Raw genomic sequence first — 24,144 nt, forward strand, 5'->3', positions numbered from 1 at the left:
AGCCTTGGTAGTGATCTTATCGTAGATCTTTTGGCAAGCCACATCACTGTCACTATCAATGCAATCCATCAAGGAGATCCCCATGGTAACAGTGCGGACATCAAGCTTTTGATCAGATATCATATGGATCGTTTCTAAAACCTTATCAAATTCCATGAACTTTCCTCCTATAGTTGGTGCATTGCGCGATAAACTTCTTCATTGCGCAAATTGATCTCAACTTTCAAGGTCTGACCCAATTCAACAAGTTTAGTTGAGATAATTTGCAGATCGCTTTGTTCTGTAACTTGGACTGCCATCATCATAGTAAAGTGGCCTTCTAAAATAGTTTGACTGATATCGAGAATATTGATATCCTGTTCAGCCAAAAAGCGACTGACTTCAGCAACGATCCCGACCTTATCTTGACCAACAACAGTTAAAATAGCTTTCATTATGTATGCCCCCTATATATAACAGTGCGAAGAAATGCGGCATTGCATTTCGCAGCACGACTACTTCACAGTGCGAAGAAAAGTTTTCTTCAACTACAACAAACCCTAGTTACCAAACGACATTTTAAATATATAATTAACTTACCTAAAGCGCAAGAAATTACTTAACCTGGGAAATATTTTCTTCCACTTGATATTACATGCAATTACATGTAATATAGATTGAGTATTTATATGCATCTGCATGAATTTAATTAGTGAAAGGATTTTATTTATGGATAATATTTCTAAAACGATCGATCCTAAGATCCGACTGATCGTTACTATATTGCTTTTATTTTCTGGTTTTGTCAGCTTAGCTAGTCAAACGATGATGATCACTGCATTACCCGTCATCGAACATGAGATGAATGTCTCATTGACTCTAGTTCAATGGCTCACAACGGGGTATACTTTGATGATCGGGGTCATCACGCCGCTCTCATCTAATTTGTATGAAAAATTCCAAAAACGCAATATCTTTTTGACTACGATCGCGATCTTTATCTTAGGGACTTTGATCGGATGCTTTGCTACTGATTTTTGGATCTTGCTACTTGCCCGCTTAGTCCAAGCATGTGCTAGTGGGATCTTGATGTCATTTCAAATGACAACGATGATCTCGATCTATCCTCTCGAAAAACGAGGCACGATCCTAGGGATGTCTGGGCTAGTTATCGCTTTTGGCCCAGCTATCGGACCGACACTTTCCGGTTTGATCGTCAATACTTTGGGATGGCGCTATATTTTTATCTTAGTTTTACCAATGATGTTATTGGTTTGGTTGATCGGATTTTTTGCCTTTCCTAACTTCTCTGAACCTAAGGATATCAAGATCGACTTTATCTCCGTAGGTCTATCCTTGCTTGGTTCAGGATCGACTTTAGCAAGTTTGACTTTCTTTCAAACTTCAGCTTTACAAGGCTGGATCATGTTAGTCTTAGGGCTTATGATCCTCTTTATCTTTGTTAAACGTCAGCTTCGCCTCAAACAGCCGATGCTCAAAGTTCAACTCGTCAAAAATCGTTCATTTAGATTGATGACTTTAGTAGGGATCTGTGCTTTCATGGTCTTACTTGGGACCGAACAAATGCTTCCGATTTTCACGCAAAATGTTTTACACCTAAATAGTATGGTCTCTGGGATGATCTTGTTACCTGGTGCGATCGCTAATGCGCTCAGTGCAGCTTTAGTCGGCCGTCTTTACGACAAGCATGGTCCTAAATATTTGATCATTTCGGGCGGTATCTTGATGTTGATCGCTGCGATCCCATTTGTCATGATCTCTGAGACTACACCTGTTTGGCTCTTGACAAGTGCTTATATGCTTCGCATGATCGGAAATGCTCTCGTATTTTCACCAGCGATGTCAGAAGCCTTTGTTGATGTTTATCCCGATGAAGTCAGCCATGCTACAGCACTTAACAACAGTTTACGCCAAGCATTCGGTGCTTCCTCGATCACCATCTTGATCGTTTTATCCAATATTCCAGCGACATTTACAGCCGGGATGCGTCTTTCCATGTGGGTAACAGTCGGATTGGTCTTATTGATGTTGACTTGCTTTAGTCTTTATTTGCGAAAGGATGCTTGATCATGGAGCCACGAATCGACAAATTAGTTTCAATTTTTAATCACAAATTGCGAACTGAACTCAATTTTCAATATGAAAAGATCGGACTCAGCGATAAAAATTATTTTTATCTCGAAAAGATCGCCGAGACCCCTGGGATCAGCCAAGCATATTTCATCAAAACATTACATCGTGACCAAAGCGTTGTTACCCGCCAGATCAACAAATTAGTGGCCGATGGTTGGATCAGCAAACGTTTTTCTGATGATGACCACCGCCGTTCAGAATTATTTTTGACTTCTAAAGGTGAAGCTATCCTACCTAAGATCAAAGATATCTATCAACAGGTCAATCAAAATTCGCTGGCTAGTTTGACTGCAAGTGAAGCTAAAGTATTTGGTGAATTACTAGATAAAGTGACCATAGCTTATCAGCCACATAATTCGACAGAAGTATGAGTCATACCATATAATAGAATTAAAAATATATGAGGTATGCATAATGAAAGTTCACATGACCAACATTCACGGAATGGCTAAAAATAGTGTCGCTCAGATAGCCCAAAATATGACATTCCAGTTTGGAAAACAACTGGGCTTTAACGAGATCGGCATCTACAACTATCCTTTTAGTGTTGATAGCTCAACTGAACTTGGCAAACGATTCGACGGTATGGTCGCTTCTGTAAGCAATAATGATATCGTCATCTATCAAGCGCCATCTTGGAATACGATCGAGTTTGATCACGCCTTGGTCGATCACTTCAAACGCTATTCTAAGTTAAAATTGATCATTTTTATCCATGATGTGACGCCGCTGATGTTTGCTGAAAATCGCTACTTGCTGCCAACATTTATCGATTTTTATCAAAAAGCCGAACTTTTGATCGTGCCTTCTGAACAGATGTATCATTTCCTACGAGAAAATGGCCTGACAGAGAAAAAATATGTTGTTCAACACATGTGGGATCATCCCTTAGATGCTAATATGCTTTATGATACCACCGAGGTCAAACGTTTAAATTTCGCGGGTGATCCAACAAAATTTACATTTGTTCAAAACTGGCAATATGATACTCCCTTGCATTTGTTTGCTTCTAAAAAGCCTGAAGCAACTGACTTGAACCTTATCTATGAAGGTTGGCTCAATGATGCCGAACTTTGCATCAAGCTTTCTAAAAATGGTGGTTTTGGTTTGGTTTGGAATGACGGTGGCTATACACAAGAATATACTTCCAAATATATTTCCTATAAATTAGGAACTTATCTGGCTGCGGGTCTACCTGTCATCATTCCGCGTGGCATCTCAAATGAAGAGCTGATCATCAAAAATAACCTTGGTTTTGCAGTTGATTCGATCGCCGAAGCTTTAGAAAAATTAGAGAGCCTCACCCAAGAAGAGTATCTGCAATACAAAAATGCGGTCAAAGAATTTGCTCCACTGCTCCAACAAGGTTACTTTACTAAGCAAGCCTTAGTTCAAGCAGTTTTTGAAGTTTTACAAGCCTAACTAAAAAACAAGCTTTCTTGAGAAAATATTTCCCAGGAAAGCTTGTTTTTTTAGTTCATTTAAAAGCGTAAGCGATACAGACTAGCTGGACGTCCTGGCCCGCGCTTATTTACTTTTCCGATCTCTCGGAAAAGTCGCTGGTGTGTCTTTTTGAAGTTCGAATTATCTATCTCATGAAAACTTACTCCTAAAAACGGTGCATATAAGCTACGCGCTTCACGCAAAGTAAAAGCTTCACCCAAGATCTTCAAGATGTCTGGTTGTGTATCCAACGAGCGCCGAATGTGCAAACAAGCCTTTTTCAAAGCATAATCGCTGACTTGGTAGAATTTGTTTTTTCGTAATCGTTTTTGGTAATACTCAGCTTCTGTATCAACTGTCGCTACCGCTAATTGTTTCTCACCTTTAGTGAAATAATAGTGGCTGTTTAAGTTTTCTAAGGTAAATAGTTCCAAGGTCGAAGTCATCATATCCGGTAATTCCGGTAAATAAGTCATATAGACCATTGTCACTAGGCGTTTTCCATCAACTGATCGCTTAGGATTGGTCAATGTCTCTAATTGTTCAATATTTTTAGGTGAAACAGTCTGCCCTGTCAACTCACGTGTCAGTCTGATCGTCGCATCAAGGGCATCCTCATCCTGGATAAGATAAGTTTCAGGTAAAGTCCAGTCACCCTCATCTTTTAGGATCACCTTCACTTGGTTAGTCATCCGATCAAAACACCAGATGATATTGAGCAACTTTACATCAAACGGGATAAGTGTTCTACTGATTTTCATTTTTTTTGGCAACTATCTCGAATAAAAGTATAGCTTTTCCTTTCCTAAATTATCCTGGTGTTTCCATTTTCCCTGTTGATCAAAAGCCAACTTGTTATAATATAGCTAGCTAAAACAAGGAGGAAAATATCAATGTTACATCTAATACCAAATGATCTGCCCCAAGCACTCGAAAAGTTAGCTTGGTTAAAAGCAAATGGCTATAACACAGCTACCAGAGAAAGTGTCATCAACGACATGACGCAAGACGGTGTCCAAGATATGCTCGACACAGCACTTGAGGGTCCATATTGGGGGACCGCGTGGGAAAAGCCCGATATGATCTTAACGATTACGGGAAGTCTGGGAGAAGAGATCGCCAAAGTTTATCCGCGAAAAGATTTTGAGACCTTTTCACAAGATCTAGCAGATAATGATCTGCTCTACTGGCGTAATTTATCGGCTCAAGTCAGCGCAGCGATCGGAAACGATTAATAGCGATCGTCGTTGATGATTTTTAACCATAACATATTCCCCCTAGCTTAACCAGTGACTAGAGTATAAATTTCATATACTTACCTGCTTACATTGCTGGTATAGTTAGAAAAAGTCTATATATTAAGAAAATATTAACTTTATGTTTTCACAATTTTTAAAATTTTTCTTGCATTTGCAAATTACTATGGTAGAATTTAAAGTAATTTTTGCAAGGGGGAAGAATACAATGGTTAAATTTAGACGTGTTCGTGCGTTTGACACTGAGAACTTGGCTAAAGACAAGACTATCGTAAAAAAAGATATTCAAATCTCTGGTCATAAGATCAAAAATGTGCCAGTTCAGCTTGAAGATTCGCAGTCTGAAGATATTAGTTACCTTATTTCAGACCCTATCTTTAAACGTCTATATTCGATTATCCGAAAAAACACTGAAAGTGTTGAATTCGACTTTGACAAGATCTAAAGTCGGTCAAGTCTATTAATTTGAGATTTACCCGCGCATCTTCTCTTTGGGGGATGCGCTTTTTATTTTGTTCTATTAAAACCGTTTACTAAAAACTATATAATAAAAAAGGTCTATTCGGGGAGATCTAGCTGCAAACCTTTACTGTTACCAAACAATACCTATATTATAGGTCCTCATTAGCTTTTATCACTTACTACTACTTTTACTGGAATATTTTTTTACTCCAACAATTCGGTCCCGCTTGAAAAGACATATATTGTTTCAGAAAGCACAAATGTCTACTTACAGCTTTTTAAATTAAAAATACACTCGAATTTTTTGCTTTAACACCTGAACAGTTAGCGCAATTACAGGATTTTCAGCCACATTCCAGCCAATGCTGAAATAGTTGCAAAAACAAATCAAGACTCACTGAAAAATAACAAGCTGATTTCATAACGATTGTAAAAACAGATTTTATTTCCAAGCGATACCATATTTTTGGTTGGTCTTGATCTATCTTACCGTAAAAAATGCTTGTAAGTGTCAAAACAACGCACTATCTTGCTCTAAGTGTTGGTTTTACCTTGACCTTTACCACGAACGGCAAAATGATCAAGATCCTTAGCACTACAGACATTCTTTGGTCGGTTGCCATCCATGGTTTATTCCTCGTTAGTATTAAAAATGCCCATGACACTATGAAGTCACAGGCATTTTCTTCTATACTTCTTCACCATTGATCTGGAAGATGATCTCGGGAAATTCTTCGGTCCCATTCTTACCTTCCATGAACTCTAGGGCATCCCGTCTAGTTTGCGATAAGTCAACACCCTGTTGTTTAGCAGCAAAGATACAACCACAATAACATTGACGGTAAATGTCATATTCCTTACACATCTCAACTGAACGGCGGTAACCATTGCCCTTCTTAAAATCACTTGGCAAGTAATTGACATCGTAAAAACGTTGGATCTCGATCCCTACCGAATTGATCGTTTGGGAGTTTTTATGTGGACTGATCGTCAATGCACTCCCAAAATAATCAAAGCCCAATTCGACAGCTTTTTTGGCTACCATGTCTAATCGGTAGTCAAAACAAGCTTTACAGCGATCGCCACCTTCAGGCTCTTTTTCTAACCCACGTACTGCTTGGAAATATTCTTGTGGTTTATATGGGGCAGCCACAAATTGCACGTTGTTACCGGTCTTTTCGTTGAAATCATGGATAAATTTTTGTTGGACATATTCACGCCGTTGATACTCCGCACGAGGATGAATATTTGAATTAGCAAAATAAATCGTCACATCCGCAAATTCTGTCATGCGCTCAAGTGTCGTCGTACTACATGGAGCACAACAGGAGTGCAGTAAGATCTTGGGACGAATTTGGTCTTTTTGCCATGTCGAGACCATCTTCATCATGACTTTATCGTAGTTGATCTTTTGGTTTAAGTTCATTTTTGCCAAAATATCTTGCAGATCGATCAAAAAACCTGACCCTCTTTCAATAAAATTTCTATTTTACAGTATAGCACACTATTATCGTGTATAATATTTTTTAGAAAAGAGGGATCTTATGCAAAAATATCGCGCTAAACTACAACGCTATACTATTATCCTGACTGTCATCACTCTGATCGTTAGCGGGGGCTTCATTACCTGCGTTTTAAATAACGTTTCAAAAATACTACTATTAATACTATTTTTATTGCTATTTTTCGTCTTAAGTTCATTGATCAGTGTGATCTTCATGCTCTATCTCCCACGTTTAGAAAAACTCTTAGCTAAACGGCGCAAGCAAAAAAAGGCCACTAACAAAAAGTGACCGTTATGCATCTACGCTATATAACCACAGCACAAAATAACAAGCGATCCATCCAGAGGCAAAATGTGCATCTAGGTGGATCGCCTGTTATCTGTTATAAGCTACCCGTACTGTCCCACACTCTTTTTCATTCGCCCCAGACTTCTTTAGCGATATTAAAAGCTGACCAAGCTTTCGGCCACCCAACGTAAAAAGCTAAGTGCGTAATGATCTCAGCCATCTCCTCTTGGGTGATCCCATGAGCTTTGCCGATATTCATATGGGTTCTAACTTGTTCAAAGTTCCCCCCTGAGATCAAAGCTGATAAAGTGATCACACTACGGTCATGGGCAGATAGTTTATCTTCTCGTGACCAAACTTCACCAAATAAAACATCATCATTTAATTCGGCAAACTTGGGCGCAAAATTTCCCAGGTTATCCCGACCGGCTGTTTGTTTTTCTACCATTTACTTTTCCTCATTATAATTTAGCATATTCCTCATCAGAAACTGCGTCTAACCATTCACTCGTTCCCTTGGTGATCGCCACATGGGCAAACCAACTATCCTTAGTTGCACCGTGCCAATGCTTGACACTTTCATTGATCTTGACCGTATCACCAGCTTTTAAGCGACGAGCAGGTTTACCAAATTCCTGATACCAGCCTTGACCAGCTGTAACTAACAATAATTGGTACCCATCATGATGAATATGCCAATCATTGCGGCATCCTGGTTCAAATGTCACATTTGCCACATTGACATCAACATTATCATTCCCTGCGATCAATTGTTGCAAAAAACTATCCTTATTGAAGTATTTCGCATACGCTTTATTTTTTTGACCTAAGCCGAAAATATTTTCTTTTTCAAATTCATTCATCATCATAACACCCCTTTCACTTTTATTTTATGTCCAGCTCAATATAATGTAAAATACTTATAATGAGTCATAAGTTATTCATATTTTGCATGAAAGAAGTGATCACTTGGAAACGCGTTTACTTGAATACTTTCTCACAGTGGCAGAAACTGGCAACATCACCAAGGCAGCTACCAAATTACACCTAACTCAACCGACCCTTTCCCGACAGATAATGGAACTTGAACAACAATTAGGGACTAAGCTTTTTATCCGTGGCAAACGTCAACTGGCTTTGACAACGGCGGGGCTTGTCTTTGAAAAACGCGCCCGTGAACTGCTAGGCTTTTGGGACCAGACCAAAAATGAGATCCAGCAGACAAATACTATCCTCGTCGAGACTTTGAAGATCGGCTGTGTTGAAACCAGTATTTCTCCTCTCGCAATGCAGGCTTGTCTTGCCTTTCACCAAAATTATCCTGCTGTGAACTTCAACATTACCGATGCCGATGGTAATGATATCAAAGAACGTTTAGATCAAAATGATCTGGAACTTGGTTTTTTGATCGCTCCGATCGAAGTGGCTAAATATAACTATTTAACTTTGAAACAAACTGAGACTTGGGGGGTCGTTGTTCGCAAAACCCATCGGCTCGCAACTAAAGCGACCATTACAGGGGCAGACCTTGAAAATGAGACTCTGCTCTTACCCAAACGCGGGATCGTCCGTAGTGAGCTTCAAGCTTGGCTCAAATCGATCCCCACTAGTGCCAATATTTTGGGTACCAGCAATCTCTTGGGCAATGTTACGACTTTAGCGAGACAAAGTGATATTTGCCTCTTATGTGTTAAAGGTGCCTTTGAGATGTTTGATACCTCTGAGCTCGTCTTTATCCCCTTTACTCCACTTCGTCATAGTAAACACATTTTAGCGTGGCGTAAAAATGTTGAATTATCGCTCGCAGCTCAAGAGTTCATCGAGTTTGTTAAAAATAATAAGCTTTAATTATCGAGCCGTTTTAATTATTTTTTCATAATCCTCTAAAGCGTGCTATAATCCATATAAGGCGATCTAACCAGCCTACAAAGGAGGAATTTTTATGACTGATCTAGTTGATCTTGACTGGGAAAATTTAGGATTCGACTACATGGAGCTACCCTATCGTTACCGAGCACATTATAAGGATGGCCAGTGGCACAAAGCTGGCTTGACTGAGGACGCGACGATCGCGATCAATGAAGGCTCACCTGTCTTTCACTATGGCCAAGCTGCATTTGAAGGCCTAAAAGCGTATCGCTGTAAAGACGGTAGTATCAATCTTTTTCGGCCCGATCAAAATGCAGCGCGATTACAACGAAGCTGCCAACGTTTATTGATGCCAGAAGTACCGACAGAGATGTTCATCGACGCTCTAAAGCAAGTGGTAAAGGCAAATGAAGCCTATGTTCCTCCATATGGTTCAGGTGGTACCCTTTACTTACGTCCAAATATCATCGGGGTCGGACCAAATATCGGTGTCCATCCCGCTTTAGAATACATCTTTACCGTCTTTGCAATGCCTGTTGGTAACTACTTTAAAGGTGGTCTCCAACCAACTAACTTCTTAGCGGCTAATTATGACCGTGCTGCTCATAAGGGTACTGGTCAAAGCAAAGTTGGTGGTAATTATGCAGCTAGTCTCTTACCAGGGGCCGAAGCTAAAAAACAAGGCTTTTCTGACTGTATCTATTTAGATCCACTTGAACATAAAAAGATCGAAGAAGTTGGTTCAGCTAACTTCTTTGGGATCACCAACGATAACAAGTTCGTTACACCAAAATCCCCTTCGATCTTACCAAGCATCACCAAATATTCACTGCTCTATCTCGCTAAAGAGCGTCTGGGGATGGAGACTTTAGAAACAGATATTTACTTAGATGATCTTGATCACTTAGTCGAAGCTGGTGCCTGTGGAACTGCGGCTGTGATCTCTCCGATCGGTGGTTTCCAGATCGGAGATAAACTACACGTCTTTTACTCTGAAACAGAAGTTGGTCCCGTTACTAAAAAACTCTATGATGAATTGACCGGGATCCAATTTGGCGATAAAAAAGCGCCTGAAGGGTGGATCGTTAAAGTATAAAGCTATTACACAAACAAAAGGGGCTGTGGCATGATCAGTCTTTAATATTATATATTAATGAAAACTACCACTAAGAAGTTACTATTCATTGTTTAGTTGTTACTAAACCCTGTAAAGTCTTAAAAACTAGTATTTTCAGGGTAAAGAAAGACATCTTTAAATTCCAACGTTCGGAATTTAAAGATGTCTTTTTACTTATGGCACAGCCTCTTTTGCTATATTTCCTACTATTCTTTAATTATTTGCCTTTTCGCTTTTTATCAAGTAATGATCCCATCCCCAAAAGAGAAGCTAACATTACAAAAAGCGCCCCCACAATTGATGGCTTAGTTTTTTCACCTAATTGTGGTAATTTTGTTAGTTCTGTATCTTTAGCGTCCTCATTTTCTGTTGCCATTGATATCGACACAGTTTTGTCAACATGTGGTTGCTTAGTTGACATTACTGGAATATTTGAAGTACTTGGTAAGTTTGATATGACTGAATCTTTTGGTAATATTGTAGTTCCAGGGTCTTTTGGTATTGTTGGATCATTTGTCTCTGGGGTCTCAGATACGTCTGGCATAGTTGGACTTACTGGAGGTGTTGGAATTTCTAGCAACTCTTCACCAACCGTCACAGTTTGCCAAATATAATTTACAGGAGCATCTTTTCCTGCAGCTTGTAAACTTATCTCATATTCTTTTCCTGCTAACAATCCTTTTAATGTCAAAATACCAGCTGTACCTGTGACTTGGTATACTTTAGTCCCATATTTTTCTTTAGCAACTAAAGTATATTCAGCGACTTTTGACAAATCGACTCCAGTGACTTTAGCTAGATCAAGACTTATGGTCTGTGCTTGATCATCGTAACTAATGGTTGGCGTTTGTGGGATCGAAGTCGTTGTCGTTGGTACAAGATACTCCAATTCTTCGATATGACTACCATACTGACTTAAGCCAACACCTTGGATAAAGAGTTTTGTTAAAAGTAGTTGCCCATTTGGTCCTGGATGAAGCGGGATCCCGTCTGTAACAAACAAATTCTCTTTTTCCCATAGATACGGATATTTATCCACTAACTCCTTAAACGGTGTATATTGATCAATTAGTAACAAATCTTCATTTTGCGCTACGATCTGTTTGATCACTTCGATAAATTCAGGGATCCGCTTGACACGACTTGCTTGTGGCGAAGGTGTTGGAGTCCGTAAGATAATGATTGCATTCTTCTTACGCGCTTTTTCGATCAATTGTTGTAACTGCTCTTTAAATTGTTCTGGGGTCAATTTAGTATTGGCTACGTCATTTGTCCCTAACATGATCGAAATCACATCTGGTGAATATTTATCTAATCTTTGATCGATCTGTGCCATGGTACTTGCAACCGTTGCCCCTGAAACAGCTGTGTTTAAGACAACATCTTGTGTCCGTCCAAGATCATCAGTTAAATATTTTTCAAATGACTGCGCAATCCCGTCATACCCAAGTGTCCAAGCTGCTGCATGCGTGATCGAATCCCCCATAAAAAGCCAAGTCACACTTTGCTTATTTTCCAAAAGTTCTTTTATCCGCTGTTGGTTTCTATCCAACGTTTGTGTTTTAACACTTGCAGCTGTTTGGTCATCTAAAGTTCCCGTAACTGTTTTTAACTGCATTTTACCATCTGCACTCGTTACGACTAGCTCGTAATTTTGTCCTGCAAAAGTACTTAATTCAAGTGAAGTTTGATTCGTAAAATCACCCGTTAAAATTTGTGGACCGATTTTTAGCTCATAACGCCAGGTCCCTTGACCTGATTCGATCGATAGCTTACCATCACTATATGTCACCTTTGGACTTTCTTTCAAAAACTCAGTTGCTTCCGGCTTAGCGTTTAGGTCTAATTTCACATCATTACCTAGGTAACCTTCCGTTGTTTGAAGCGTTGCTTTAGCTAATTGTCGTCCAATCTCCAAATGCCCTTTAGCATTTAATGTCCCATCATCATTTAAGCAATTTTGTTTAAATCCATCATTATCTGTTGCAAAAAAATGATCGACTAAAACGATCTTATCGATCCGGTCATCGTTACTATACTTAGCGATGACTGCTTTTGTGGCTTCGATATAACGTTTGATCTGCTCATTTTCAGCCTCATCTTTAGTTGCATATGGCATCTGTAAAACAACAAAACCATCTATCAAAGCACGATCGATAAAGGCACTCAAAGTTTGCTGATAAGCTATCAGATCCTCTTTTTGAAGTTCTTCCTTTCCTAAACAATAATCCACTGCTTTAGGACTATATTTAGCAACTAATTCATCATAATTAGCCAAGATCGTAGCTAGATCCATTCCTTTTTGCGCAGTATTGATCGTATAGCGTTGCCGCCCTAGTTCAGTTTCTGATTTTATCCACCGAATATACTCTTCGAATTGTCCAACATAGTTTCTAGCGCCTCCAGTTTGATCAAATCCCCCTTGAGTCGTTTCACCTCCGACAAAGACCCAAGTTTTATCACCAGCATTTTTATCAAACATCTCTGTGATCGCAGCCCCAGATTTGATCTCGCCGATAAAACCTACTGTATGTTTAGTCGTATCTGTTGCATTAAAACCGTATTTATTAGCAATTGTTGTTTTCGTTGTCTGTAAGCCCACTTTGATCTGACCTGTGTCCGTCTTCTTTAATTGATAACTAAAGACAAGTTCATTAGTTCCATTACCACTTACATAAATAGCTTCTTCTTGCTTATCGCCGATCTGAAGCGCTAATTTTTGTTCACCAGTAATAAAAACTGGAGTATCAAACTTAACTTTGAGCAACAATTGATCACCATTGATCTCTTTTTCAAAGCTACGTAAAATAACAGCATCTTCACGTATTTTTGTGGCTAATAATTGCTCGAGATCAAAGGTTTGGTATTTGATATGGCCGTTATGCTCATATGCAAGCCCGACTGTTTTGGGATCAAGTTGGACTAAACTTGAATACGCAAAACGAAACGGCTCAAAAACATTGGCACTTAACCATTTGATCGAATCATCACTTTGGACCTCACCAATACGCAAGATCCCTTTATTTCGCTGATTACGCACTTGGATCTGTTCGCCTTGAGGATCACCTAAAGGATTAGATAATACAATATATTCTTTGCCGTTTAAGTTCACGTGGAGCGCTGAAAGATTGACATAAGGTTCAGGCAGATCAGTCACAGTTACATTATCATTCCAAGTTTGACCATAATCTGTACTTGAAGCGATCGCGATCGTTTTACCCGTGTTTCGCATAAATTGTAAGAGATGTCCATTATTCAACTGAACGATCTGACTTTCTGTCAGTTCAGTAACTGAAGTGTTGAAATCCTTAGAATTTGTATGCTGTCCATTGCCAAAGATACGCCCGTCATTTGGTGATTCGCCCCGACGCCAAGTTTGACCACCATCATCACTGTAAATGTTAGCACTACTTTGCCGTCCCATACCTGTACCTTGCTGATTAGTATAGTATATCGGGAAAATCAACCGCTTCGTTTTTGTTCCATCATCATGATTTACTTCAATCTCACGCCCAGCAGCTGCTCCGGTTCCTATAAAACCCATCCAATCTTCTTTGATATCTGGAGTCAGATCCATCGGCGCTGACCAAGTTTGACCTTGATCTTCACTTGTCAATAGCCACAAAAAACCAGTTAATGCTGTAAATAATGGTGCTGTCTTTGATCCAGGACGCGTCACTCCAGTTTTATCACGACCACTACGTAAGTAAATGTTACCTAAATAAGTCGCAGATGCCCCATTTTTTCCTGTTTGGTAAAGGTCTCCTTTGGTACTAAAGGCTGTTGCAAAATTTCCTTCATCAACATACATGTCAGTCGCATTTCCTTTAGCATCATATACGATCCCATTTTCACGCACAGTATAAGTCTGATTATTAAAATCCGTGAGTTTTAAATAATTTTTCCCATTGATCTGTTCGTAGGCTGAGCCAGCCTTTGAATTTACTGCCCCTTGACATTCTGGATAGGCGTCAACTAAGAGATAGAGTTTGCCATTAGAATCCGTCAATAACGTTGGATCGATCGTAAAAGCTGATTGAGTCATATTGGTATTCCAATCTGCTTTACTATAATTAGTCGTAAAATATGGTTGTGTAGCTAGATCTAAAACAACGATGTTATCGCTCCACGTCTTACCATCATCATGACTGACTCTAACTACTGTTGCTACATCGCCCCAATCGTTATAGTGCTTCTTTCTTGCATCAGCAACTGCAACAAGTGTCCCTTGAGGGGTTTTCACTAACGATGGGATCCGATATTCAAAAACGCCTTCAGAATATTTATCAAAAAGACTCCCTGCCGTTGGTTCTTTACGTGCAGTCGCTTGATGAAGCGTAGCGATCATTTCAGCATCAGCTGGCTGATCTGACACGATAACTTGATCGAGCTTACCTTTTAGTCCCCAATGGCACACTGAAACACCATCGTATTTCCGCAAGACCGCACCTAAGGCTAAAGTATCAACTTTGTTTGCCCAACTAAGATCACTCAAAGCACCTGTAAACTCGGTCGCTCCGAGCTGATTTCCATCCAAATATAGCTTAACCTGTTGTCCAGTAAAAACATAACTGAGCGTATGCCAATCTGAGTTGCTCAACCCGCTAGCCTCGACTGCGAATTTGACGATCGGTTTTCCTCTAAATTCTAAACCAACATTATTATTTTTCGTATCTAAATAAAACGTTGCATATTCATTTGAAGTTCCCTTAACAGAAAGCGACATCAAGGCTAAAACTTGTGAGTTTCTCACGATCGTATCGTCAGGATCTAACTGATACCTAAACGTAAATGTCCCTTGCCCTAAGTGCATAATCTCAGTGAGTTTATCTTGTAAAGCAACACTATTTTTTTCAACTTCAGCTTGTGTCCCATCAAATTGATGATCATTAGTTTCTAAAATAACTTTATTTTCTGGAACTACTAAACCTGTCTCATGGATCTGCTCTGCTGGTAACTCAAGCAACACAGTGCGTCCGCCTTTAGTTTGATAACTAAGACCATAACTTGTAGCACTTCCGATGACTTGTGTTGGATCTTGCCATGAAAATCCTTGCGGTAAAGCAACACTTGCCAAAGTCTCCCCTGTTTTTCCGACTAGTCCCTCAGCTGGTAAGACTGTTAGATGAGCAACCTGATGGATGACTTTAGCTGTTGGAGTCTTAGTCAGGTCAACACCCCTAGGGACTGCACTGTAATAAATATTATAGACACCTGGGGCTAGTTCTTTTAACTTAGCTTGATCAGCCACACCTGAAACTCGTAAAGTCGAATTTGTATTTTGCCCAGCATTGGTGAACATATATTCATCTTCAACTGAATAATCGAGTTGATAGTTTTTGTCGCTGATATTTACACCAGCTAAAAGATCAGGGACTGTCTTTTCAGTCATTGTGATATCTTTGATACCGTCGATTTTTGGCACAGTTGCATAATACGCAGCGGCTGCGGCTTTTTGTTCATCTGACTGATAATATTTAACGTAATCGATGATAAACTTCGTATCATCTTTTCCCAGATAATAACCTGCATTCTTCGCCCAATTGCCACCAGCTGCTAAATTTAGCTGGATGTATTGTGGTTTATTGAAGCAAGCAGCAGCAGCTTTAGCCCGTTCATCTGCTGTCAGATCTAAAGTATTATAAACAACACCATCAACATACCATTCGATCTTATCTGGTGACCAATTGATCCCAAAAGTATGAAATTCATCATAAAAGTCTTTGTTTAGGCTAAGATTACCTCCCATTTCGTATGGAGAATAAGAGCCATCTTTATCAGCATCACCCTTTTCATAATAGAAATGCGGAGTACCATAAACTTTACTGTTACTTTGATCACCTTCAGCTACTTCGCCTGCATGTTTGCCATTAGGAGAACCGATAAGTTCCATGATATCTATCTCACCAGTGCTAGGCCAACCATAACCTTGATCAGCTGAGATATCACCATCTAAAGTAAAATCAGAACCCAATGTCCAAAAAGCTGGAAATGCTCCTTTACCTTTTGGCAATTTAGCACGCATTTCGATCTTTCCATAGAGGAATTCTTTTTTCCCAGCTGTTCGAACGCTCCCCGAATCATAGATCACTTCTCGTCCATTTGCTCCCCCACGCGGATTAGTATATTGATCTTCTCCTCTACGATCAGTGATCTGTAAGACTAACTTACCATCTTCAAGATAAACATTATCTTTACTGTCAGTATAGTGCTGTTGTTCATTGCCACGTACACTACCCAGTTCATAGCCCCAAGTATTTTGGTCAAGTTGATCTTGTTTGAAATCATCTTCCCAAACAAGATCATATTTTTCATTTTCTTTAACACTGACATTGTCTAAACTTGCCCCTGCACCTAGAGCGAGTGCCTGGTCGACTTTTTTGACTAAGCCGATATAGGTTTGAGCTGTCGTTGCTGTAAAAGTGAATTTTTTGTGAGCAAAGTCACCTTTGACACCTGTTAGTTCGATCTGTTGCAACACTTTACCAGGTTGTCCGTTTGTGACTTCTTTAGCGACTAAATACATTCCCGAATCAATATCAGTATCTAACCTTACATCGGCTTCAAAGGAGTATTCTTTTCCAGCAGTCGTTGAGATCTTTTGCATTACTGAGCTATCAGGATCAGTCCCCACGATCGCTGCATGACTACCAGTATCATCAGTCACTACTTTCGCATTACCATCAGCCGAATATTCCCAACTATCTTTATTAGCCGTATATTCGCCATCAAAGCTCCCATTATCTACTTTATTTAAAGCATCTTGTGTGAACTTTCCACAGTAGCTGCGGTGGTTGTTGCCTCTTTATCAGCTACATTTTGGGTTTGGGGTACTTGTGAAATTTTTTCTTCACTCGTCTCTTTATCGGTTCCTGCTGTATTTGCTAAAGAACTTGCAGCTGTCTTTTCAGATGCTGGATCTTGGATAACATCGTTTGAGATACCTTGAGTGCTCGTTTTATCTTCCTTTTGCTGTGCTAAAGGATCATTGTTATCTGTTTGCTCAATATTAGTATCTGCCATATCAGCCTTTACTAACGTATTTCCCCCAAAACTTAGCCCTACTCCGACTAAGACTGAAGCTACTCCTATACTTAACCGTTTGATCGTGTACCGATTTTTCTTAATGGCTTGTCGCTGTAATTGCAGTTGTCTATTTTTCTTAGAAACCATCTGAGTTCTCCTTTTTAAAACGTTTTCTTTATTTCGTATCAAAAAGAAGCTGTGCTGGATACTTTCGAACCAAGCGCTGCCTCTTTATAGTATGTTATCTTTTAGCTAAATATTCGTACAATTCGACCAATTCTTCAGCAACATCAACAAAAGTGATCCCCGTCATCAAATGGTCTTGGCTATGAACTGTAAGCAATGTCATCTGAGCTGTTTTGCCTTTAGCTTCATTAGCTAACATCTCCGTTTGTGCATTATGGGCACTAGCTAGATCTTGCTTTGCTTGCTTTAAATTTTCATGAGCTTTAGTAAAATCGCCTTCTTTAGCGAACTTCAAAGCTTCCATTGCGCAACTTTTAGCATCGCCACCATACATGATCAGACCCATAACAGCTTGTAATGTTTTTTCGTCCATATTTTCTCCCCTATTTAAGCAATCCTTGCGCTAAATTTAAGACATTTTTCCCATTCATCATACCGTAATCTCCCATTGGGATCACTTCAACTGGGATCTGCTTTTCACCAAAAGTTGTTTTAAATTCATCTAACATAAAGCGAACTTGTGGTCCTAATAAGATCACATCGACTTTTTGATCTTCTGTTTGCTTCTTAGCCTCTGAAACTGGGACCGCAAAGATCGTTGCATCGATCCCTTGTTCTTTTGCTGCTGCTTGCATTTTTGTCACGAGTAGACTCGTACTCATCCCAGCTGCACAAGCTAACATGATCGTTGTTTTTTCCATTTTATTTTCCCCCTAACGATTGATCGAACGTGCGATCGCCGAAACTGTATGTCTAACACCGCGGATCACTTTACTTAATTCATAAATATTTTCGACGGGGGCAACACCACCGTACCCTGCATCCCCGATGTGTTGAATATCTACACCACAGATTTTATTTAGTAAAGCGATCTCTTTGATCGTTTCAGTATCAGAACTCTCCTGACTCGTCCCGATCGCTGATAAGACTAGGCCACCTTTTTGATGAACTAGAGAAACAACTTGGCATAATTGCTCTTGTGTAAATCCAGGAACTGTTCCAACTGCTGGGACCAAGATGATATCTGCTCCAGCTTTGATCAACTCGGCTGTAACTTCTAGATCAACGACTGGTTCGTCAACTCCAGCTCCATGCATCTTCCCAGCAATTATCAGACCAGAAAAAGCCTGTTTAGCTTGCACGATCGCATCTATGATCTGAGCATTTGTCACACCAGTCCCAGGGTTTCCCGTCAAGCAGACAAAATCAAAACCCAAAGCTTCAATGCGTCTAAAAGTATCAGAAGTTGCTTTTCGTCCAGCTGAGATATCCAAACGATCTTCTGCCATCTGTGCATTTTGATCAACTGGTTCTAGATTGACACCAAGTGGACGACCTGTTAATTCATGTAATTTGGTGATCATCTCAGAAGATGAGACTGTCAAACCAGAGATCTTAGGCTCTAACACATCGACTCCATTTAGCAATAACAGATCCGCTCCAAAAGCACTCGCAACTTCTGCATTGGTGATATCTTCAACAAAACATTCCCGTGGAGCAAAATTTTCTGATAAGACGACACGACCTTCGCTAGCTTTGATACTTTGCTTTAATTCTTGTGCACTCATCTGTAAAACTTCAGATGTATCTGCACTTATCAAACGTTTGACCATTATTATTCCTCACTTTTAGCTTCTTCTTGTTTAAATGTTTTTTCTAAATTCAAGATAAATGGTAGATACAATAACACATCTAAAACGATCAAAATGATTTGAACGATCGAGCCCATAATACTACCAGTACATAAAAAGCCACTGATGATCGGTGGTGTCGTCCAACCTGGTTCAGCATAGATCAATGGTAAGATCCCAACTTTGACTGCCGCATATGATAACAACAAATTCATCAATGGTGCCAAGATAAACGGTACGATCAATAAGACATTCAAAACAACTGGTACCCCAAACATCGTCGGTTCATTGATATTGAAAAAACCTGGGATCAACGTGATCGGTGATAGAGCTTTTGCACGTTGACTAGCTTTTTTCCGCCGTGCGATCCAAGCTAAAGCGATCACAAGTCCGATCGTAGCCCCAGCACCACCAATATAAATGAAATTATTGATAAATGGAGTCGTAAAAATATGTTGCAAAGGCTCACCCATTTTATGTGCCTGCACATTATCATTTAGATTTGAGATCCAGATCGGTTCCATGATCTTATTGACGATATTGCCACCATGAAGCCCAACGAACCAGAAAAGACTGTTACATAAAACTAAGATCACAACACCAAAAATATTATTGCCTAACATTCCCAAAGGCACACCTAAGACTGTTTTAGCTAATAAATGCATGTCTGGCAACTTAAAATGATCCAATAAGCTATATACTAGTAACCAAAATGACACCAATACTGCCCCAGGAATGATCGCACTAAAGCTTTTAGATACAGCTGGGGGAACACTATCAGGAAGTTTGATCTCAATATCATTATTGATGAACCATTGGTAAACATATCCGTTGATCAACCCCAAAATGATCGCTACAAATAGTCCTTGTGCTGTCATATATGATGTCAAGATCGAGCTACCATCATTTGAAGTCAAAAATGGGGTCACCACGATAAAACACGATAATGAGACGATCCCCGCTGAAACACCGTCAGTCTTATATTGCTTCGCCAAACTGTAAGCGATGCCAAAACTAGATACAAGACCGATCAAACCAAAACTACTATCTGACCCCTTATAGAGGTAAGCACCAATACCAGCATCAGTCAACCACTTTTCAAATGGGGGGATCGAAAAGCCAGTTGCCAAGATCATAAAAAATGATCCAATGATGATCAATGGCATTGATAAGATGATCCCATCTCTGATCGCGACTAAAAATTTATTGTTGCCTAATTTCATCGCAAATGGCATCAATTTATCTTGAATACTTTGACCCTTATTACTCATTTCTTACTCAACTCCTATATTTTTTACATGATCTACTTAACTCAATTAATAAATTATAAAAACAAATAATTACCCCCTAATATAGCTTCGTTTAATTATAATTTATCAACAAATGAATTGTAATACACTTTTTTGATTTTTGTCAACAATTTAGTTATAAAAATGAACGAATCAAAAAGTTATTTCTAAACCAAGAAAACGTAGTATAATTAAGGAATATCAGCAATAACATTTAATATTCACTATTTAAAATAAATTATTTTTTAGTGGTAATTTGACGAAAGGACTTCAAAATATATGGCATTCACAAAAAAGCAACGCGAACTTTGCGCTAAGATCTTGGATGAAGTTTATACCAATGGTGCGATCTCTAGGATCGATATCGCCAATAAAACAAAGATCACCCCCGCAACGGTCAGCTCTCTTACCAGTCAAATGGTCGAAGACGGGCTACTATATGAAGCCGGTGAAACTTTTGACAAAAAAAATAAAGCAGGTCGAAAAAAGATCCTGCTTTCAGTCTGTCATGACCACAGTTATTTTATCGGTGCCGAGATCTCTGAACGCTATTACACCTTTAGTTTGACGGATAATTTAGGTAAGATCATCTCTCAAGTAGCCTATCCCGTAGAAAATAATGCGATCCATCTGACTAGTGAATGTTTTATCGATAAACTCCAAGAGTTTTTACTTGCAAGTCCAGTTACAGTTCAAGCGATCGGTGTCGCTTTACCCGGACACTTTAATTATATAAAAGCTGACCAGATCCTTACCAATAACCCTTTGTGGCAAAATTTTTCACTAGATCTGATCAGCGATGCTTTCGACTTGCCCGTGTTTTTCTCAAATAATGTCAATTGTATGGCACTTTCAGAAAAGCTCTACTCACCTGACAAAGAAGATAATTTTCTCTTCTTTAACCTCTCACGTGGGATCTATTGTTCATATGTTCACTGTGGTGAGATCTTTTGCAAACAAAATTTCTTAGTTGGTGAGATCGGGCATACGAGCGTTTCTTTGCAAGGAAATCTTTGTGAATGTGGCAAACGTGGCTGTCTTCAGACTTATGCCAGTGAGACTTGGCTCTTAAAAAAAGCAGCGCTACTCTTTGAAAGTTCCACCGAGACTTTTTTACGCCAACTTGCAACTGAACCTAAAGATATTACTTTACAAACTTTACTAAAAGCATATCGCTTAGGAGATACTGGTGTTGTTCATCTATTAGATATTGCGATCAATTACATTGCTCTAGCACTGTTGAATATGACGATGATCCTTGACTCAAGCAAAGTCTTTATTCGCGGAGAGCTATTCAATGAACCGATGATCAAAGAACAGCTTTTATCGTTATTGAGCTATGAATCATCGCTTTCATCTATGACAAGTACAACTAAATTTATTGTTAAAGATTTTGACATCTACACTGGTTCGATCGGAGCAACTGCTCTAGCTCTCAACAAAACTTTATTAAACAAATTCTGACGATCGTTGGCTAAGATCGTGATACCAAAACAGGCTAAAGATCTGCGTCTTAGACGTTAGAGTGATCTTTAGCCTGTTTTCTATGAGACTTATTTGCGCTTATGTTTGACGACTGTAAAAAAGCGTAATGCTAACGACAATAAAATAAAGAAGATAATTACAAAAGAAATATAATTATTCCAAAAATTCAATGTTTGCCCTAAAATATGTAAAACAGCTGCTTGAAGTAACATCGTGAGAAAAGCCATGCCTGCTACAATGAAAAACAATTCGATATAACGTCTCACAGTCTCATCATCCTTTCGTTGTGAAATACCAGCTTTTTGTCCCAATTTTTCTAGCTCAGATCGCTTTTTTATAGGTAAAGCTGTGAGAAAATATGTATTGGTCTGAACAGCTTCACCAACTTTGATCAACCCTAAAGTCGTCATGACCTTGTCCATCGTCCGCAAAGCTGTATCTGTTGTGCCACCAACGACATTTTCCCAAGTTTTGGCATAGCAGTTCGTCAGTAAAACATAGTGCTTATGCCTAAAAGGTTCGATCGGATGAGGATCTCCTCTCTTATCAAAACGCAAACTTACCTGACGTAAACAATCGAGAAAGTTTTTCATTACACCAGAAAGAGCTCCCCAATATGTTGGTGCCGCCAAGATCCAGACGTCTGCTTGTTTTAAGCTTAAAACGATATCCTCTAGTGCTGGACTACCAGGATAGATCGCATGATCAGCTAAATAAAGTTGTTCGACTTCATTTTCTGGTCCAACATTTTCTAAAACAGACTCTAGCATCTGCATCGTGATCCCATCACGTTTATAACAGCCTGCGATCCCAATGATCTTCATCTTACGCCCTTCTTTCATCATATCGTTTATTACGACACATCCGCTCTCATTATAGCACAGCACTTGCCTTTGCCTTCTTTTTTCGCCTGACCACTAAAATAATTAATTAAAAATTTTATCCATTTTTAAAACCCTGTTTATGGTATATTAATATATATATCATTGTAAGGGGTATTTTTATGACTAAAAAGCTATTTGGACTTGTTAGTTTACTCTGTTCATGTCTATTTTTCATCAGTCTAAGTACTACAGCGCATGCAGAAAAAATTTATCAGATCGGGACTGACGTTACTTATCCACCATTTGAATTTGCCAATAAAGACAATCAATATGTTGGGATCGATATCGACTTATTAAAAGCGATCGCAAAAGAAGAAAACTTCAAAGTTGAGATCAAGCCAGTCGGTTTTAACGCCGCAGTCCAATCACTCCAATCAGGCCAGTTAGATGGTGTCATGGCTGGAATGGCAATGACTGATGAACGTAAAGTAAAATTTGATTTTTCAGAGCCATATTATAAGACGGGTTTTGTCATGGCAGTCGCTAAAAACAGTAAGATCGATAAATTAGAAGAACTTCGGGGTAAAAGAGTTGCGATCAAGACTGGGACGGCTGCGGGCGAATATGCAATGTCTTTAAAAGACAAGTACGGTTTTTCCACCGTAACTTTTGATGACTCAGACAATATGTATAATGATGTCGTCAATGGAAATTCAGTCGCATGTTTTGAAGATATTCCCGTAATGCAGTATGCGATCAAGACTGGGACCGCACTCAAGATCGTTACTAAGCCAGCTCGCGGTGGTTATTACGGTTTTGCCGTCATGAAAGGCCAAAATCAAGAATTACTCAAAAAGTTCAATGCTGGTCTGGCCAAGATCAAACAAAATGGTGAATATAAAAAGATCGTTGATCGTTATTTGAGCTCTGAAACCGTTGCTGCGCAAAAAGATGCCAAAAAAGATGGTAATAGTGAGCGAACATTTTTCGGATTACTAAAACAAAATCGCCAAGCCTTGTTAAAGGGTCTGGGCGAAACCTTATATTTAACTGTCATCGGGATCATTTGCGCAACGGTCTTCGGGGTGATCATTGGATTGCTCGGGATCTTACCAAATAAATTTGCTCAAGGTTTCTCCACCACCATTATCTATATTTTCCGTGGTTTACCACTACTGGTACTGGCTTTATTCATCTATAATGGACTCCCATCGCTGACAGGGGTCAAGATCCCAGCCTTTGTTGCTGGGGTGATCACCTTGATGTTAAATGAAGGTGCTTATACAGCAGCCTTTGTCAAAGGTGGGATCGAAGCTGTCGACAAGGGTCAAATGGAGGCCGCCCGTTCATTAGGGCTTCCATTTAGTACTGCAATGCGTAAAGTTATCTTGCCACAAGGGCTCAAGATCATGGTGCCATCCTTTGTCAACCAATTCATCATTACTTTAAAGGACACCTCGATCCTCTCGATCATTGGGATCTTAGAATTGACCCAGACTGGTAAGATCATCATCGCCCGCAACCTTGAAGGCTTCAAAGTTTGGACGATCATCGCTTTGATCTACCTGATCATCATCACACTTTTGACTTGGTTATCAAATTACGTTCAAAAGAAAATGAAATAATGAGT

23 protein-coding genes are annotated in these 24,144 nt (G+C 39.4%); 10 read left to right on the forward strand and 13 right to left on the reverse strand.

What is annotated here, in order from left to right:
- Positions 1 to 156 (reverse strand): DUF711 family protein (locus Q9Q35_RS11370; RefSeq protein WP_304653497.1); only part of this gene is annotated, 156 nt, incomplete at its 3' end.
- Between the two features lie 11 nt (positions 157 to 167).
- Complete coding sequence (locus Q9Q35_RS11375; protein ID WP_304653468.1) at positions 168 to 434, reverse strand: ACT domain-containing protein; 267 nt, start codon at positions 432 to 434, stop codon at positions 168 to 170.
- Positions 435 to 708: 274 nt separating this feature from the next.
- On the opposite strand from Q9Q35_RS11375, the gene Q9Q35_RS11380 reads away from it, so the two are divergent.
- The 3 genes from Q9Q35_RS11380 to Q9Q35_RS11390 are packed head-to-tail and all read left to right on the forward strand — an operon-like array spanning position 709 to position 3,555.
- Positions 709 to 2,067, forward strand: a complete 1,359-nt coding sequence (locus tag Q9Q35_RS11380; RefSeq protein ID WP_304653469.1) for an MFS transporter — start codon at positions 709 to 711, stop codon at positions 2,065 to 2,067.
- 2 nt (positions 2,068 to 2,069) lie between these two features.
- A complete protein-coding gene (locus tag Q9Q35_RS11385) occupies positions 2,070 to 2,504 on the forward strand; it encodes a MarR family winged helix-turn-helix transcriptional regulator (protein ID WP_304653470.1) in 435 nt (144 codons plus the stop codon).
- 43 nt (positions 2,505 to 2,547) lie between these two features.
- Positions 2,548 to 3,555 (forward strand): sugar transferase, encoded by a 1,008-nt coding sequence (locus Q9Q35_RS11390; RefSeq protein WP_304653471.1) that lies wholly within the window; start codon positions 2,548 to 2,550, stop codon positions 3,553 to 3,555.
- Positions 3,556 to 3,614: 59 nt separating this feature from the next.
- Here Q9Q35_RS11390 and Q9Q35_RS11395 read toward each other — a convergent pair whose 3' ends face one another.
- Positions 3,615 to 4,337, reverse strand: coding sequence for an NrtR DNA-binding winged helix domain-containing protein (locus tag Q9Q35_RS11395; protein WP_304653472.1), 723 nt, complete (start codon positions 4,335 to 4,337; stop codon positions 3,615 to 3,617).
- Between the two features lie 132 nt (positions 4,338 to 4,469).
- Here Q9Q35_RS11395 and Q9Q35_RS11400 point away from each other — a divergent pair, with 132 nt between their 5' ends.
- A complete protein-coding gene (locus Q9Q35_RS11400) occupies positions 4,470 to 4,811 on the forward strand; it encodes a hypothetical protein (RefSeq protein ID WP_304653473.1) in 342 nt (113 codons plus the stop codon).
- Between the two features lie 229 nt (positions 4,812 to 5,040).
- Positions 5,041 to 5,277: a hypothetical protein gene (locus tag Q9Q35_RS11405; protein WP_304653474.1), complete on the forward strand. Its 237-nt coding sequence runs from the start codon at positions 5,041 to 5,043 to the stop codon at positions 5,275 to 5,277.
- Between the two features lie 705 nt (positions 5,278 to 5,982).
- On the opposite strand, the gene Q9Q35_RS11410 is transcribed toward Q9Q35_RS11405, so the two are convergent.
- Positions 5,983 to 6,750 (reverse strand): epoxyqueuosine reductase QueH, encoded by a 768-nt coding sequence (locus tag Q9Q35_RS11410; protein ID WP_004050993.1) that lies wholly within the window; start codon positions 6,748 to 6,750, stop codon positions 5,983 to 5,985.
- Between the two features lie 88 nt (positions 6,751 to 6,838).
- On the opposite strand from Q9Q35_RS11410, the gene Q9Q35_RS11415 reads away from it, so the two are divergent.
- The gene (locus Q9Q35_RS11415; protein WP_304653475.1) at positions 6,839 to 7,087 is read left to right on the forward strand and encodes a hypothetical protein; all 249 of its coding nucleotides are present in this window, start codon (positions 6,839 to 6,841) and stop codon (positions 7,085 to 7,087) included.
- A 127-nt stretch (positions 7,088 to 7,214) separates the two neighbouring features.
- Here Q9Q35_RS11415 and Q9Q35_RS11420 read toward each other — a convergent pair whose 3' ends face one another.
- Entirely contained in the window at positions 7,215 to 7,535 is a 321-nt protein-coding gene (locus Q9Q35_RS11420; protein ID WP_304653476.1) for a carboxymuconolactone decarboxylase family protein, read from the reverse strand.
- A gap of 13 nt (positions 7,536 to 7,548) precedes the next feature.
- Positions 7,549 to 7,956, reverse strand: a complete 408-nt coding sequence (locus tag Q9Q35_RS11425) for a cupin domain-containing protein (RefSeq protein WP_370648915.1) — start codon at positions 7,954 to 7,956, stop codon at positions 7,549 to 7,551.
- Positions 7,957 to 8,056: 100 nt separating this feature from the next.
- On the opposite strand from Q9Q35_RS11425, the gene Q9Q35_RS11430 reads away from it, so the two are divergent.
- On the forward strand, positions 8,057 to 8,935 hold the full coding sequence (locus Q9Q35_RS11430) for a LysR family transcriptional regulator (RefSeq protein WP_304653478.1): 879 nt from the start codon (positions 8,057 to 8,059) through the stop codon (positions 8,933 to 8,935).
- Positions 8,936 to 9,029: 94 nt separating this feature from the next.
- Positions 9,030 to 10,052, forward strand: a complete 1,023-nt coding sequence (locus tag Q9Q35_RS11435; RefSeq protein ID WP_304653479.1) for a branched-chain amino acid aminotransferase — start codon at positions 9,030 to 9,032, stop codon at positions 10,050 to 10,052.
- A gap of 238 nt (positions 10,053 to 10,290) precedes the next feature.
- Here the strand turns inward: Q9Q35_RS11435 and Q9Q35_RS11440 are convergent, their stop codons facing one another.
- The 6 genes from Q9Q35_RS11440 to Q9Q35_RS11465 all read right to left on the reverse strand — a co-directional run bounded on the left by Q9Q35_RS11440 (position 10,291) and on the right by Q9Q35_RS11465 (position 20,187).
- Positions 10,291 to 16,740 carry a GDSL-type esterase/lipase family protein gene (locus Q9Q35_RS11440; RefSeq protein ID WP_304653480.1) on the reverse strand — a complete coding sequence of 2,150 codons (6,450 nt, stop codon included), beginning with the start codon at positions 16,738 to 16,740 and terminating at the stop codon, positions 10,291 to 10,293.
- 86 nt (positions 16,741 to 16,826) lie between these two features.
- The gene (locus tag Q9Q35_RS11445) at positions 16,827 to 17,246 is read right to left on the reverse strand and encodes a YSIRK-type signal peptide-containing protein (RefSeq protein WP_304653481.1); all 420 of its coding nucleotides are present in this window, start codon (positions 17,244 to 17,246) and stop codon (positions 16,827 to 16,829) included.
- Between the two features lie 94 nt (positions 17,247 to 17,340).
- Positions 17,341 to 17,658 carry a PTS lactose/cellobiose transporter subunit IIA gene (locus Q9Q35_RS11450; RefSeq protein ID WP_304653482.1) on the reverse strand — a complete coding sequence of 106 codons (318 nt, stop codon included), beginning with the start codon at positions 17,656 to 17,658 and terminating at the stop codon, positions 17,341 to 17,343.
- A 10-nt stretch (positions 17,659 to 17,668) separates the two neighbouring features.
- Entirely contained in the window at positions 17,669 to 17,986 is a 318-nt protein-coding gene (locus tag Q9Q35_RS11455; RefSeq protein ID WP_304653483.1) for a PTS sugar transporter subunit IIB, read from the reverse strand.
- A gap of 12 nt (positions 17,987 to 17,998) precedes the next feature.
- Complete coding sequence (locus tag Q9Q35_RS11460; RefSeq protein WP_304653484.1) at positions 17,999 to 18,898, reverse strand: haloacid dehalogenase-like hydrolase; 900 nt, start codon at positions 18,896 to 18,898, stop codon at positions 17,999 to 18,001.
- Positions 18,899 to 18,900: 2 nt separating this feature from the next.
- The gene (locus tag Q9Q35_RS11465; RefSeq protein WP_304653485.1) at positions 18,901 to 20,187 is read right to left on the reverse strand and encodes a PTS sugar transporter subunit IIC; all 1,287 of its coding nucleotides are present in this window, start codon (positions 20,185 to 20,187) and stop codon (positions 18,901 to 18,903) included.
- A 297-nt stretch (positions 20,188 to 20,484) separates the two neighbouring features.
- Here Q9Q35_RS11465 and Q9Q35_RS11470 point away from each other — a divergent pair, with 297 nt between their 5' ends.
- Positions 20,485 to 21,669 carry an ROK family transcriptional regulator gene (locus tag Q9Q35_RS11470; RefSeq protein WP_304653486.1) on the forward strand — a complete coding sequence of 395 codons (1,185 nt, stop codon included), beginning with the start codon at positions 20,485 to 20,487 and terminating at the stop codon, positions 21,667 to 21,669.
- Positions 21,670 to 21,758: 89 nt separating this feature from the next.
- On the opposite strand, the gene Q9Q35_RS11475 is transcribed toward Q9Q35_RS11470, so the two are convergent.
- Positions 21,759 to 22,514 (reverse strand): flavodoxin family protein, encoded by a 756-nt coding sequence (locus tag Q9Q35_RS11475; RefSeq protein WP_304653487.1) that lies wholly within the window; start codon positions 22,512 to 22,514, stop codon positions 21,759 to 21,761.
- A gap of 179 nt (positions 22,515 to 22,693) precedes the next feature.
- Here Q9Q35_RS11475 and Q9Q35_RS11480 point away from each other — a divergent pair, with 179 nt between their 5' ends.
- Positions 22,694 to 24,139 carry an amino acid ABC transporter substrate-binding protein/permease gene (locus Q9Q35_RS11480; protein WP_304653488.1) on the forward strand — a complete coding sequence of 482 codons (1,446 nt, stop codon included), beginning with the start codon at positions 22,694 to 22,696 and terminating at the stop codon, positions 24,137 to 24,139.
- Positions 24,140 to 24,144: the final 5 nt, after the last annotated feature.

This window comes from uncultured Ligilactobacillus sp. (assembly GCF_948826705.1).
GTDB lineage: Bacteria > Bacillota > Bacilli > Lactobacillales > Lactobacillaceae > Ligilactobacillus.

Bases quoted from the DNA above. Each gene is read 5' to 3' on its own strand.
- Q9Q35_RS11375 (WP_304653468.1), bottom strand. From the start codon at position 434: ATGAAAGCTATTTTAACTGTTGTTGGTCAAGATAAGGTCGGGATCGTT.
- Q9Q35_RS11380 (WP_304653469.1), top strand. From the start codon at position 709: ATGGATAATATTTCTAAAACGATCGATCCTAAGATCCGACTGATCGTT.
- Q9Q35_RS11385 (WP_304653470.1), top strand. From the start codon at position 2,070: ATGGAGCCACGAATCGACAAATTAGTTTCAATTTTTAATCACAAATTG.
- Q9Q35_RS11390 (WP_304653471.1), top strand. From the start codon at position 2,548: ATGAAAGTTCACATGACCAACATTCACGGAATGGCTAAAAATAGTGTC.
- Q9Q35_RS11395 (WP_304653472.1), bottom strand. From the start codon at position 4,337: ATGAAAATCAGTAGAACACTTATCCCGTTTGATGTAAAGTTGCTCAAT.
- Q9Q35_RS11400 (WP_304653473.1), top strand. From the start codon at position 4,470: ATGTTACATCTAATACCAAATGATCTGCCCCAAGCACTCGAAAAGTTA.
- Q9Q35_RS11405 (WP_304653474.1), top strand. From the start codon at position 5,041: ATGGTTAAATTTAGACGTGTTCGTGCGTTTGACACTGAGAACTTGGCT.
- Q9Q35_RS11415 (WP_304653475.1), top strand. From the start codon at position 6,839: ATGCAAAAATATCGCGCTAAACTACAACGCTATACTATTATCCTGACT.
- Q9Q35_RS11420 (WP_304653476.1), bottom strand. From the start codon at position 7,535: ATGGTAGAAAAACAAACAGCCGGTCGGGATAACCTGGGAAATTTTGCG.
- Q9Q35_RS11425 (WP_370648915.1), bottom strand. From the start codon at position 7,956: ATGATGATGAATGAATTTGAAAAAGAAAATATTTTCGGCTTAGGTCAA.
- Q9Q35_RS11435 (WP_304653479.1), top strand. From the start codon at position 9,030: ATGACTGATCTAGTTGATCTTGACTGGGAAAATTTAGGATTCGACTAC.
- Q9Q35_RS11445 (WP_304653481.1), bottom strand. From the start codon at position 17,246: ATGGTTTCTAAGAAAAATAGACAACTGCAATTACAGCGACAAGCCATT.
- Q9Q35_RS11450 (WP_304653482.1), bottom strand. From the start codon at position 17,658: ATGGACGAAAAAACATTACAAGCTGTTATGGGTCTGATCATGTATGGT.
- Q9Q35_RS11455 (WP_304653483.1), bottom strand. From the start codon at position 17,986: ATGGAAAAAACAACGATCATGTTAGCTTGTGCAGCTGGGATGAGTACG.
- Q9Q35_RS11460 (WP_304653484.1), bottom strand. From the start codon at position 18,898: ATGGTCAAACGTTTGATAAGTGCAGATACATCTGAAGTTTTACAGATG.
- Q9Q35_RS11465 (WP_304653485.1), bottom strand. From the start codon at position 20,187: ATGAGTAATAAGGGTCAAAGTATTCAAGATAAATTGATGCCATTTGCG.
- Q9Q35_RS11470 (WP_304653486.1), top strand. From the start codon at position 20,485: ATGGCATTCACAAAAAAGCAACGCGAACTTTGCGCTAAGATCTTGGAT.
- Q9Q35_RS11475 (WP_304653487.1), bottom strand. From the start codon at position 22,514: ATGAAGATCATTGGGATCGCAGGCTGTTATAAACGTGATGGGATCACG.
- Q9Q35_RS11480 (WP_304653488.1), top strand. From the start codon at position 22,694: ATGACTAAAAAGCTATTTGGACTTGTTAGTTTACTCTGTTCATGTCTA.